The organism is Streptomyces sp. NPDC002577 (genome assembly GCF_053594815.1).
The window spans coordinates 57,195-69,508 of record NZ_JBSFWK010000048.1 but is presented as its reverse complement, the minus strand read 5'-3'; the positions used below and the strand labels follow the sequence as shown (position 1 = coordinate 69,508).

Below are 12,314 nucleotides of genomic sequence, written 5' to 3'. Positions count from 1 at the left end.
CGACCACCCGGCTCGCCCCGGATTGCCAGTAAATGTCAATCGTCATGAACCGATGCAAGCCGGGCGCGATTCCAAGATCTTCAGGACATTCCTAGCGCTGCTCCACAGACGACGTCGTCCGGCTCGCCGTACGAAGACCATATGAGCGAGGCGCTCGATCCGTGTGACGGGTCGGGCGCCTCGTTCTTGTTGTCGCGGCTGTCCGCGGACGGTTCGGTGGCCGGTCCGGCGACACCCGCGCGCGATTGCGGTTTCTACTGCTTTGTGCCTCATCCTTGACCCGGGTGGCCGGGCGGAGTGTCGCGTTATGAGTGTTTCCTCTTGATCCATCAAGATGTGCGCCACGTCGAGTTGTTTGACGGGTTGTACGGAGTGGTGGACGCCACGCCGGGTTCGGGACTGCCGGAGCCGCCGGATCCGGTGATCCGAGAGGGGATTCGAGGATGAGCAGCGCATCGGTGTCGCCCCACGGCTTCGTCGTCGTGCGGGGCCGCGCCTACCGGCCCGGGCAGGTGGACACGTACGTCACCCGCCTGGCGAAGGAGCGTGACGAGGCGTGGGAGCGCGCTGCGCGGCTGACCGTGCTGGCCAAGGACATGGAGGCCGAGGCCGAGCGGCTGCGGGAGGTCGTCGCGGGGCTCACCGCACAGACGTACGAGACGCTCGGTGAGCGTGCGCAGCGGATCCTCGCGCTGGGCAAGGAGGAGTCGGTCGCCGTGCTCGCCGAGGCGCGTGAGGAAGTCGAGCGGGTCACCGTGGCCGCCGAGGAGGCGGTGCGCGAGCTGGGCGAGGCCGCGCGCGGCTACGCGGACGCCGTGCGTGCCGAGGGCGACGAGCGTGCCCGGCAGCGGCTGCTCGCCGACCGGACGACCGCCGACGAGATCCGGATCGCGGCCCGGCGCGATGTGAAGGAGCGGCGGGGTGAGGCGCTGGCCGTCCTGCGGGAGATGCGGAAGCGGACCTCGGAGATGCTCGCCGACCTGGACAAGGAGCACGCCGAGCGGTTCGACGCCGCCGAGCTCGAGATCGCGCAGCGGGAGGGCGCGGTGGGCAAGCAGCACGACGAACTGACGGCCGCGGCCGAGGGGCGTCTGTCCGAGGCGGAGCGGGCGTTCGCGGAGGCGGAGGAGTCGGCCTGGCGTATCCAGGAGGAGGCGCAGACACGCGCCGGTGAGCTTCTTGCGGGGGCCCGGGGGCGGGAGGACGCGATTGGGCGGGAGACGGAGCGGGTGCTGCGGATCCACGGGGAGCAGTGGGACGAGGTGCGTGCCCATATGGATCATGTGCGGAGCAGTCTTGCGGCGTTGACGGGGCGGGGGGCTCGGGCGGAGGGGGCGTCGTAGTCTGCGGTGCGATCTCCCCCACCCCGCCCCTTCCCGCTGTATCGATGTGCGGCTCCGCCGCGTGGCATGGGGCTCCGCCCCCTGGCCCCCGAGATCGCCCTTCGGGCTCGTCCTCAAACGCTGGACGGGCTGAATGTGGCTCGTCCTCAAACGCCGGACGGGCTTGATTTGTTTGCCCCGCCAGAATCCACGCTTCCGTCGTGGTCGGGGAACGCATGCGCTTGCTGCCGGCGGCGAGGGTGGAGAAGACCCTGAGTCCCGCTCCACCAGTGGGTGGAGAACCCTTAGGGGTGTCTCCGTAGTTGGGGCAGGGGAGGGTTCGTCCCGCCGGAGGACGAGAAGGCGCGCGGCCGCTCCTTAACCTGGCTTTATGCGGTCGGGGCGCGGCGGTCGGCCGCCGGGGTCGTCCGCACCACCCCTTCGGAGGTGGGGTTTTCCCCCGTACAAGACTGCGCTGGGCACCAGCGCGCCGGGCTGCCCGACGAGACCAGACTGATGCCCGTACGGCGCGGCGGTCCGGCCGCCTGCCGGGTTCCGAGAGGCACCGCTGAACGACAGCCATGGCCCATCACTGCGCCATTTTCCGACCGACATAGGAGACTTACCGTGACAACGGCTGTAACCATTCCCAAGCACGGGGGCACGGGCGGGAGTACGGCCGTGGCCGCGCGGGCGCGGCAGGTCGTCAAGGCCTACGGCTCCGGCGAGACCCGCGTCGTCGCGCTCGACCAGGTCGACGTGGACATCGCCCGCGGCCAGTTCACCGCGATCATGGGCCCGTCCGGGTCCGGCAAGTCGACGCTGATGCATTGTCTGGCGGGCCTGGACACCGTGACGTCCGGGCAGATCTACCTGGACGACACCGAGATCACCGGCCTGAAGGACAAGAAGCTCACCCAGCTGCGCAGGGACCGGATCGGCTTCATCTTCCAGGCGTTCAACCTGCTGCCGACGCTCAACGCCATCGAGAACATCACGCTGCCGATGGACATCGCAGGCCGCAAGCCGGACCGGCAGTGGCTGGAGCGGGTCGTGGAGACCGTCGGCCTCGCCGGACGGCTGGGGCACCGGCCGACGCAGCTCTCCGGAGGCCAGCAGCAGCGTGTCGCCGTCGCTCGTGCGCTCGCCTCGCGGCCCCAGATCATCTTCGGTGACGAGCCGACCGGAAACCTCGACTCCCGGGCCGGCGCCGAGATCCTGGGCTTCCTGCGCCGTTCCGTCGACGAGCTCGGCCAGACCATCGTGATGGTCACGCACGACCCGGTGGCCGCCTCCTACGCGGACCGCGTGCTGTATCTCGCGGACGGCCGGATCGTCGACGAGATGCTCCGCCCGACCGCCGACGCCGTCCTGGACAGGATGAAGGACTTCGACGCGCGGGGGCGTACGTCATGACCGTCCTGAAGACCTCGATGCGCAACTTCTTCGCGCACAAGGGACGCATGGCGCTGTCCGCCGTCGCGGTCCTGCTGTCGGTGGCGTTCGTGTGCGGCACGCTCGTGTTCACCGACACCATGAACACGACGTTCGACAAGCTCTTCGCGGCCACCGCCTCCGATGTGACGGTCAGTGCGAAGGGCGCATCGGACACCGGTGAGACCCAGGCCGGCAACGGCAAGCCGCCGGTCATGCCCGCGTCCGTACTCGGCGAGGTGCGCGCCGTCGACGGGGTGAAGTCCGCCGAGGGCACCGTCTTCTCGACCTCGGTGACCGTCGTCGACGCCGACAAGGAGAGCCTGTCGCCCTCGAGCGGCGCCCCGACCATCGTCGGCAGCTGGAACGCCAACGAGGCCCGGACCATGAGGATCTCCTCCGGTGCGGCGCCGCGCGGCAGCGGCCAGATCATGGTGGACGCCGACACCGCCGACAAGCACCACCTGCGGCTCGGCGACGAGATCGGCGTCATCACCGCGGTCGGCACCCACAAGGCGAAGATCTCCGGCATCGCGGAGTTCACCGTCACCAACCCCGGTGCCGCGATCTTCTACCTCGACACCAAGACCGCTCAGCAGGCACTCGTCGGCGAGAGCGGCGTCTACACCGACATCAACGTCACCGCGGCGTCCGGAGTCGGCGACGCGCAGCTGAAGAAGGACGTCGCCGCCGGGCTCGACGGCGCCTACAAGGTGCAGACGGCCAAGGAGGTCGCCGACGCCAACGCCGAGGACGTCCAGGACTTCCTGGGCGTGATGAAGTACGCGATGCTCGGCTTCGCCGGGATCGCCTTCCTCGTCGGCATCTTCCTCATCATCAACACCTTCTCGATGCTGGTCGCCCAGCGGACCCGCGAGATCGGCCTGATGCGCGCCATCGGATCGAGCCGCAAGCAGGTCAACCGATCGGTGCTGGCCGAGGCGCTGCTGCTAGGCCTCTTCGGTTCGGTCCTCGGCGTCGGCGCGGGCGTGGGTCTCGCCATCGGGCTGATGAAGCTCATGGGCATGATGGGCATGCACCTGTCCACCGACGACCTGACCATCGCCTGGACCACCCCGGTGGTCGGCCTGGTCCTCGGCGTCGTGGTCACCGTGCTCGCCGCGTATCTGCCCGCCCGGCGCGCCGGCAAGGTCTCGCCCATGGCCGCGCTGCGCGACGCCGGAGCCCCGGCCGACGCGAGGGCCGGACGGGTACGGGCCCTCATCGGGCTGCTCCTCACCGGCGCCGGCGGCTACGGCCTCTACCTGGCGGCCGCCGCGGACAAGGCGAGCGACGGCTCGCTGTGGCTCGGCGCGGGCATCGTCCTGACCCTGATCGGCTTCGTCGTCATCGGCCCGCTGCTCGCGGGCGGCGTGGTCCGCGTCATCAGCGCCGTGACTCTGCGGCTCTTCGGCCCGGTCGGGCGGATGGCCGAACGCAACGCGCTGCGCAACCCGCGCCGCACGGGCGCCACGGGCGCGGCCCTGATGATCGGGCTCGCCCTGGTCGCCTGCCTGTCGGTCGTCGGCTCCTCGATGGTGGCCTCGGCGACGGACCAGCTCGACAAGACCGTCGGCACGGACTTCATCATGCAGTCGGACAGCGGGCAGCTGATCACCCCGCAGGCCGTCGAGGCGGTGAAGTCCACCGAGGGCCTGGAGCGGGTGACCGAGTACAAGCTGCTCGACGCGACGCTCACCACGCCGGACGGCAGGACGTCCAAGGGCGAGACGATCAACGCCGCGGACCCGTCGTACGCGCAGGACCTGCGCACCAAGACGGTGTCCGGTGATCTCTCCGCCGCCTACCGCCCCGACTCGATGTCCGTCTTCGAGGGCTTCGCGAAGAAGCACGGCATCGAGGTCGGCTCGAAGGTCGGTGTCGACTTCAAGGACGGGTCGACCGCCGAGCTGACGGTCCGCGCGATCACCAGCGACGACGTCGTCATCGACAAGGGCGCGATGTACGTGTCGATCACGACCGCCGCCAAGTACATCCCCGCCGACAAGATGCCCCTCGACATGCTGCTCTTCGCCTCGGCGAAGGACGGACAGCAGGACGCCGCGTACAAGTCCCTGAAGTCGGCCCTGCACGACTACCCGCAGTACACCGTGCGCGACCAGACCGACTACAAGCAGGCGCTGAAGGACCAGATCGGCCAGCTGCTCAACATGATCTACGGCCTGCTGGCCCTGGCGATCATCGTCGCGGTCCTGGGCGTCGTGAACACCCTGGCTCTCTCCGTGGTGGAGCGCACCCGCGAGATCGGCCTGATGCGGGCGATCGGCCTCTCCCGCCGCCAGCTGCGCCGCATGATCCGCCTCGAGTCGGTCGTCATCGCCCTCTTCGGCGCACTGCTCGGCCTCGGCCTCGGCATGGGCTGGGGAGCCACCGCGCAGAAGCTGCTGGCCCTCGAGGGTCTGACCGTCCTCGAGATCCCCTGGCCGACGATCACCGCGGTCTTCGTGGCCTCCGCCTTCGTAGGCCTGTTCGCGGCACTGGTCCCGGCCTTCCGGGCGGGCCGGATGAACGTGCTGAACGCGATCGCGACGGAGTAGCCACTGCGGGCGGGGAACGGGGGAGGGCCGGGCCCGGTGGAGTGATCCACCGGGCCCGGCCCTGTTCGTGTGGGGGCTTACGGGATGCGCCCGATGTGCAGCATCACTACGGTGCGCGCGATGACCAGTCGATCGCTCAGAAGGGTGAGCGCCCCGCAGGCGTCGTACGCTGGGAGGCCCCGGCCCGTGCAACGTGTCGGGCGGTCCGCGTTGCCCTCTCACTTCGGACGGATGCACTTCATGAGCCTGCACGGTCTGCTCGACGCCGTAGTCAAGGACCCCGCACTCGCCGAAGCGGTAAAGGCCGCCGCCGACGGCAACCGCATGCACGTCGACCTGGTCGGCCCGCCCGCCGCCCGCCCCTTCGCGGTGGCGGCGCTGGCCCGCGAGACGAACCGGACCGTGCTCGCGGTCACGGCGACCGGCCGGGAGGCCGAGGACCTGGCGGCGGCCCTGCGCTCGCTGCTCCCGCCGGACGGGATCGCGGAGTACCCGTCGTGGGAGACGCTCCCGCACGAGCGGCTCTCGCCGAGGTCCGACACCGTGGGCCGCCGCCTCGCCGTCCTGCGGCGCCTCGCCCACCCGAGCGCCGACGACCCCGAGACCGGCCCGGTCTCCGTCGTCGTCGCCCCCGTGCGTTCCGTGCTCCAGCCGCAGGTCAAGGGCCTCGGCGACCTGGAGCCGGTGTCCTTGCGCACCGGACAGCAGGCGGACCTGGAAGAGACCGTCGACGCGCTCGCCGCCGCGGCGTACGCGCGCGTGGAACTCGTCGAGAAGCGCGGCGAGTTCGCCGTCCGCGGCGGCATCCTCGACGTCTTCCCGCCCACCGAGGAGCACCCCCTCCGCGTGGAGTTCTGGGGCGACGACGTCGAGGAGATCCGCTACTTCAAGGTCGCCGACCAGCGCTCCCTCGAAGTCGCCCAGCACGGTCTGTGGGCGCCGCCCTGCCGCGAGCTGCTGCTCACCGACGATGTACGGCAGCGGGCCGCCGCACTCGCCGAACGCCACCCCGAGCTCGGCGAGCTGCTCGGCAAGATCGCCGAGGGCATCGCGGTCGAGGGCATGGAGTCCCTCGCCCCGGTCCTCGTCGACGACATGGAACTGCTGCTCGACGTACTGCCCAAGGGCAGCATGACCGTCGTCTGCGACCCGGAGCGGGTGCGCACCCGGGCCGCGGACCTGGTGGCCACGTCGCAGGAGTTCCTGCAGGCCTCGTGGGCCGCCAGCGCGGGCGGCGGCGAGGCGCCCATCGACGTCGGCGCCGCGTCCCTGTGGTCCATCGCGGACGTCCGCGACCGGGCCCGTGAGCTGGACATGATGTGGTGGTCGGTGTCCCCGTTCGCCGCGGACGACGATCTCACGGTGACATATGCCGCTGACGCGGCGGGCGACACGCTGAAGCTCGGCATGCACGCCCCGGAGACCTACCGCGGCGACACGGCCAGGGCGCTGGCCGACACCAAGGGCTGGATCTCCGACGGCTGGCGCACCGTCTACGTCACCGAGGGCCACGGCACCGCCAGCCGCATCGTCGAGGTGCTCGGCGGCGAGGGCATCGCGGCCCGCCTCGACCAGGACCTCGGCGAGCTCACCCCGGCCGTCGTCCACGTCGCGTGCGGCACCATCGACTACGGCTTCGTCGACCCCGCCCAGAAGCTCGCGGTCCTCACCGAGACCGACCTGTCCGGGCAGAAGACGGCCGGCAAGGACGGCGCGCGCATGCCCGCCCGCCGCCGCAAGACCATCGACCCGCTGACCCTCGAGGCGGGCGACTACATCGTCCACGAGCAGCACGGCGTCGGCCGCTACATCGAGATGGTGCAGCGCACGGTGCAGGGCGCGACCCGCGAGTACCTCGTCGTCGAGTACGCCCCCGCCAAGCGCGGCCAGCCCGGCGACCGGCTCTACATCCCCACCGACCAGCTGGAGCAGATCACCAAGTACGTCGGCGGCGAGGCGCCCACGTTGCACCGGCTCGGCGGCGCCGACTGGACCAAGACCAAGGCCCGCGCCAAGAAGGCGGTCAAGGAGATCGCCGCGGACCTGATCAGGCTGTACAGCGCCCGCATGGCGGCCCCCGGCCATGCCTTCGGCCCCGACACGCCCTGGCAGCGCGAGCTGGAGGACGCCTTCCCGTACGCGGAGACGCCCGACCAGCTGACCACGATCGCCGAGGTCAAGGAGGACATGGAGAAGACGGTCCCGATGGACCGTCTGATCTGCGGCGACGTCGGCTATGGCAAGACGGAGATCGCCGTGCGCGCCGCCTTCAAGGCCGTGCAGGACGGCAAGCAGGTCGCGGTGCTGGTGCCCACGACGCTGCTGGTGCAGCAGCACTTCGGCACCTTCTCCGAGCGGTACGGCCAGTTCCCCGTGAACGTCCGCGCCCTCAGCCGCTTCCAGACGGACACCGAGGCGAAGGCGACCCTGGAGGGCCTGCGCGAAGGCTCGGTCGACATCGTCATCGGCACACACCGCCTCTTCTCCTCCGAAACCAAGTTCAAGGACCTGGGCCTGGTCATCGTCGACGAGGAGCAGCGCTTCGGCGTCGAACACAAGGAGCAGCTGAAGAAGCTCCGCGCCAACGTCGACGTCCTCACCATGTCGGCCACCCCCATCCCCCGTACGCTCGAGATGGCCGTGACCGGCATCCGCGAGATGTCGACGATCACGACCCCGCCCGAGGAGCGGCACCCCGTGCTGACCTTCGTCGGGCCGTACGAGGAGAAGCAGATCGGCGCCGCGATCCGGCGTGAACTGCTGCGCGAGGGCCAGGTCTTCTACATCCACAACCGCGTCGAGTCGATCGACCGTGCGGCCGCGCGCCTGCGCGACATCGTGCCCGAGGCCCGTATCGCCACGGCCCACGGCCAGATGTCCGAATCGACCCTGGAGCAGGTGGTCGTGGACTTCTGGGAGAAGAAGTACGACGTGCTCGTCTCCACGACGATCGTCGAGTCGGGCATCGACATCTCCAACGCCAACACGCTGATCGTGGAGCGCGGCGACAACTTCGGCCTCTCGCAGCTGCACCAGCTGCGCGGCCGCGTCGGCCGCGGCCGGGAGCGCGGCTACGCCTACTTCCTGTACCCGCCGGAGAAGCCGCTGACCGAGACCGCCCACGAGCGGCTCGCGACGATCGCCCAGCACACGGAGATGGGCGCGGGCATGTACGTCGCGATGAAGGACCTGGAGATCCGGGGCGCGGGCAACCTGCTGGGCGGCGAGCAGTCCGGCCATATCGCGGGCGTCGGCTTCGACCTGTACGTACGCATGGTGGGCGAGGCCGTCGCGGACTACCGCGCCTCGCTGGAGGGCGGTGTAGAGGAGGAGCCGCCACTCGAGGTCAAGATCGAGCTCCCGGTCGACGCGCACGTCCCGCACGACTACGCGCCGGGCGAGCGGCTGCGGTTGCAGGCGTACCGCGCGATCGCCTCCGTCAACACCGAGGACGACATCAAGTCGGTACGCGAGGAACTGGTCGACCGCTACGGCAAGTTGCCGGAGCCGGTGGAGAACCTGCTGCTGGTGGCGGGCCTGCGCATGCTCGCGCGGGCGTGCGGAGTCGGCGAGATCGTGCTGCAGGGCAACAACATCCGCTTCGCGCCGGTGGAGTTGCGGGAGTCCCAGGAGCTGCGGCTCAAGCGGCTCTACCCGGGCACGGTCATCAAGCCCGCCGTCCACCAGGTCCTCGTGCCCCGGCCCAAGACCGCGAAGGTGGGCGGGAAGCCGCTGGTCGGCCGGGAACTGCTGGGCTGGACCGGGGAGTTCCTGACGTCGATCCTCGGGTCGTAGCGGCTATTGGCCGTAGCGGGGATTTGACGACAGGGCCTAGGGCTCCGGAGTCGCGCTCGAGCGGAACAGCATGCCTGCCAGGGTGCGGAAGACGTCCTCGGGGTCGCGGTCGCCCACCGGTCCGTCGAGGTTGTGGCTGAGCAGCAACGTGGCGAAGCCGTGGGCCAGCGACCAGGCGGCCACGCCGGCGAGGCGGGCGTCGGGGCCGCGGCCCGACGAGGGGACGGCGGCCACCGCGTCGCGCAGACGCTTGGCCGCCAGCGCCCTCGCCGTGGTGAGCTCGAGGTCGTTCTCGCGCAGCAGTTCCGGCGTGAACATCACCTGGAAGTGGGCCGGGTGCTCGCGCGCGAACCGCACGTAGCGCACGCCCGCGTCCCTGAGGTCCTCCGTCTCGTCGAGCGCGGTGGCCAGCAGGGCGTACCCCTCGGCCGCGATCGCGGTGAGCAGGCCCGTGCGGTCCTTGAAGTGGTGGGCGGGGGCGGCGTGTGACACGCCCGCCCTGCGGGCCAGGTCGCGCAGGCTCAGCGCGGACGGCCCGTCGGAGGCGATCACGTCGAGGGCGGCCGACAGCACGGCCCGCCGCAGGTCGCCGTGGTGGTAGGGGCGCTGAGGGGTCATGCCCAGCAGGTTACGCCGAATCTAGCCATTGACAAGTTGCGTCTCGGGCGGGCAATCTAGCCATTGTCAAGTTCCTGGGTGGGTACGACAGGTGCGACGAGGAGCGAGCCATGTCGGAGAACGTCAGCGTGTCGGGGAGCGTCACCAAGGCGAGCGGGGCAGTGGCGCAGGCGAGGGGGATCGAGCTCGGCCGGGTCAGGCAGATGTGGCATCTGCTGGAGCCGCTGCACGCCGTGGTCTACTTCGCGCCCGAGTCCTTCGAGGAGGCGGCCGAGCTCGGTTATGCAACCGAGGACCGCTGGCCGAGTTACTTTCCGTTCCGTGCGGCCCCGCTGGGCGAAGCCGGTGCCGAGCGGGTGACCTCCGCTTTCTACAGCTTCAGCCCGCGCATGGTCGCCGAGTACGTGGACCCCGCCCGGCGCACGGCCCGGCCCGGTGACGTGGTTGCCGCGCGGGAGCGGGCGATCGACCGGGCGTACCGGGCGATATTCGGTGACCGGGTGGACAGCCCGGAGCTCGCCGAGGCCGCCGCGCTCGCCCGCCGGGCCGCCGAGGCGGCGAACACCGCGGGCCGCCCGCTCGCCGCTGCCAACGCCGAGCTGCCCTGGCCCGAGGCCCCGCACCAGCAGCTGTGGCACGCGGCGACGATCCTGCGCGAACACCGCGGAGACGGCCACCTCGCCGCCCTGCTCATCGCCGGACTCGACCCGATCGAGGCGCTGGTCTCCTTCGCGGGCATAGGCGCGGCGTCCGCCGACACCTTCCGCAGCCGCGGGTGGAGCGACGAGGAATGGGCGGCCGCGCGCGAACGGCTCGTCGCGCGCGGGCTGCTGGACGAGGACGGCGTGGCCACCGAGGCGGGCCGTGCCCTGCGTGCGGAGGTGGAGCAGCACACGGACAGGCTGGCCGCCGGCCCCTGGGAGGCCCTCGGCCCGGACGCCACCGCCCGGCTCGCCGATCTGCTGGGGGAGTTCTGGGTCGCCGTACTCGGCTCGGGGCTTCTGCCGTCGGAGACGACGCTGGGGATAGGCAAGGTCTGAAAGGCGTGAAAGGCACGGGCTGGGGCGTCCGGGCCGGCCCAACCGGGAAGCCGTCCGCGGGAGTCGGGCGCCGCGGGCGGCTTCGTCAACGTCAGGGGGCGGGCCGGTCGGACTCGTGCTCCCGGTCCGTCAGCCTCTCGTCCAGGTGCTGCTCGGGCGAGTGCGCCTCCGGCCCCTCGGCCCTGTCTGCCCTGTCCCCGTAGGGGCCGGTGGCAGCCGTCCTCTCGTCGGGCTTCGTCTCGGCCGTCTCGGAGACGTGCCCGGCCCTGTGCCGGCCCTGGCCCTTGAATCTGTCGAAGATGCCCATGCCAGAGCTCCTTCCAGAGGGATTCACCCCTGACGATACGCCCGAGTTGTGAAGAATGCTCGGAAGGGTGGTGCCTGGCCCCGACGTGGCCCGAACTGCCCCACCGCTACGGTGGACCGGCGGAGCCGCGCGCGGGGTGCGGACAGGGGAGGAAGAGCGTCGTGACATTCGGGAGCATAGAGAACAAAGGGGATGCAGGGGATATAGGGGAAGGGGGTGGTGCTGGGGATGCGGACCGTGCAGGGATCGCGGCGGCGAGGCGCATGAGCCGCAGCGGCGTCACTCGGTCCTACCGGTCCCACCGGGCCCACCGGTCCTACGTCACGGGTTCCGCCGCGATGCTCGGCGCGGCGCTTCTGCTCACCGGCTGCAAGGGCATCGACGTACCCGTGGACGATGCGTCCTCCCACTCCGCCGATCCGGCCGCCGGGCCCGGCCGGGCGGTGAGCCCCCTGGACAACCCCGACGGGACGAAGCCGGGTCTGGCGCCCATCACGTCGGACGACGGGAGGGCGAAGGCGAGGGCCCTGATCGAGAAGGTGGCGACGAAGGGGCGCGGCCCCAAGACGGGATACGCGCGGGACGAGTTCGGCTACGCCTGGATGGACTCTGCGGACGGCGTGCCGCTGGCGCGGAACGGCTGTGACACACGGAACGACCTGCTGAAACGCGATGGAGAAGACGTCCGTTTCCGGTCCGGTTCGGACTGCGTCGTGATCTCCATGACTCTGCAGGATCCTTACACCGGGAAGACCATCGACTGGGCCAAGTCTCGTGCCACGACGGTCCAGATCGACCATGTGATGCCGCTCTCGTACGACTGGCAGATGGGTGCCTCGCGCTGGGCGAAGGACAAGCGCGAGGACATCGCCAACGACCCGCTCAACCTGATTCCGGTGGATGGTCCGTCCAACAGCGCGAAGGGCGATTCCGGCCCCGCGAGCTGGCTGCCTCCGAACAACCGGATCCGTTGCTCCTACGCGGTGCGCTTCGCGCAGGTGTCGCTCAAGTACGGCCTTCCTGTGACGGCGGCCGACAAGCAGATGATGCTGCAGCAGTGCGGTGGCTGACCTGACGCGGTGACCCGCTCTGCGTCACCTGGTGCGGCGTAGAGCGGGCGCGGCACACCTGGTGTGTGGCGCAGAGCGGACGCGGCCGAATGAAGGAATTCGGTCGCAAAGATGACCAACTCGCAAAGAGGTTCACAAGGGAGAAGCGGACAGTCGACACAAGTCGGGCT

At 70.4% G+C, this 12,314-nt stretch carries 8 protein-coding genes; 6 read left to right on the top strand and 2 right to left on the bottom strand.

Going from position 1 to position 12,314, the window contains the following annotated elements; genetic code table 11:
• Positions 1-443: 443 nt before the first annotated feature.
• From ACWD4J_RS36875 to mfd, 4 genes are all read left to right on the top strand, one after another.
• A complete protein-coding gene (locus tag ACWD4J_RS36875; protein WP_451399887.1) occupies positions 444-1,343 on the top strand; it encodes a cellulose-binding protein in 900 nt (299 codons plus the stop codon).
• Positions 1,344-1,949: 606 nt separating this feature from the next.
• Complete coding sequence (locus tag ACWD4J_RS36870) at positions 1,950-2,738, top strand: ABC transporter ATP-binding protein (protein ID WP_451399886.1); 789 nt, start codon at positions 1,950-1,952, stop codon at positions 2,736-2,738.
• A complete protein-coding gene (locus tag ACWD4J_RS36865) occupies positions 2,735-5,314 on the top strand; it encodes an ABC transporter permease (RefSeq protein WP_451399885.1) in 2,580 nt (859 codons plus the stop codon). Before ACWD4J_RS36870 ends, ACWD4J_RS36865 begins: the two co-directional genes overlap by 4 nt.
• Before the next feature lie 240 nt (positions 5,315-5,554).
• Positions 5,555-9,109, top strand: a complete 3,555-nt coding sequence (mfd, locus tag ACWD4J_RS36860; protein ID WP_451399884.1) for a transcription-repair coupling factor — start codon at positions 5,555-5,557, stop codon at positions 9,107-9,109.
• A 36-nt stretch (positions 9,110-9,145) separates the two neighbouring features.
• Here mfd and ACWD4J_RS36855 read toward each other — a convergent pair whose 3' ends face one another.
• The gene (locus tag ACWD4J_RS36855; protein ID WP_451399883.1) at positions 9,146-9,727 is read right to left on the bottom strand and encodes a TetR/AcrR family transcriptional regulator; all 582 of its coding nucleotides are present in this window, start codon (positions 9,725-9,727) and stop codon (positions 9,146-9,148) included.
• Positions 9,728-9,930: 203 nt separating this feature from the next.
• On the opposite strand from ACWD4J_RS36855, the gene ACWD4J_RS36850 reads away from it, so the two are divergent.
• A complete protein-coding gene (locus tag ACWD4J_RS36850; RefSeq protein WP_451399890.1) occupies positions 9,931-10,767 on the top strand; it encodes an SCO6745 family protein in 837 nt (278 codons plus the stop codon).
• A gap of 91 nt (positions 10,768-10,858) precedes the next feature.
• On the opposite strand, the gene ACWD4J_RS36845 is transcribed toward ACWD4J_RS36850, so the two are convergent.
• On the bottom strand, positions 10,859-11,074 hold the full coding sequence (locus ACWD4J_RS36845) for a hypothetical protein (RefSeq protein ID WP_451399882.1): 216 nt from the start codon (positions 11,072-11,074) through the stop codon (positions 10,859-10,861).
• 338 nt (positions 11,075-11,412) lie between these two features.
• Between ACWD4J_RS36845 and ACWD4J_RS36840 the strand changes: the two genes are divergently transcribed.
• On the top strand, positions 11,413-12,144 hold the full coding sequence (locus ACWD4J_RS36840; RefSeq protein WP_451399889.1) for an HNH endonuclease family protein: 732 nt from the start codon (positions 11,413-11,415) through the stop codon (positions 12,142-12,144).
• Positions 12,145-12,314: the final 170 nt, after the last annotated feature.

Bases quoted from the DNA above. Each gene is read 5' to 3' on its own strand.
- ACWD4J_RS36850 (WP_451399890.1), top strand. From the start codon at position 9,931: ATGTGGCATCTGCTGGAGCCGCTGCACGCCGTGGTCTACTTCGCGCCC.
- ACWD4J_RS36845 (WP_451399882.1), bottom strand. From the start codon at position 11,074: ATGGGCATCTTCGACAGATTCAAGGGCCAGGGCCGGCACAGGGCCGGG.
- ACWD4J_RS36855 (WP_451399883.1), bottom strand. From the start codon at position 9,727: ATGACCCCTCAGCGCCCCTACCACCACGGCGACCTGCGGCGGGCCGTG.
- ACWD4J_RS36840 (WP_451399889.1), top strand. From the start codon at position 11,413: ATGCTCGGCGCGGCGCTTCTGCTCACCGGCTGCAAGGGCATCGACGTA.
- mfd (WP_451399884.1), top strand. From the start codon at position 5,555: ATGAGCCTGCACGGTCTGCTCGACGCCGTAGTCAAGGACCCCGCACTC.
- ACWD4J_RS36875 (WP_451399887.1), top strand. From the start codon at position 444: ATGAGCAGCGCATCGGTGTCGCCCCACGGCTTCGTCGTCGTGCGGGGC.
- ACWD4J_RS36865 (WP_451399885.1), top strand. From the start codon at position 2,735: ATGACCGTCCTGAAGACCTCGATGCGCAACTTCTTCGCGCACAAGGGA.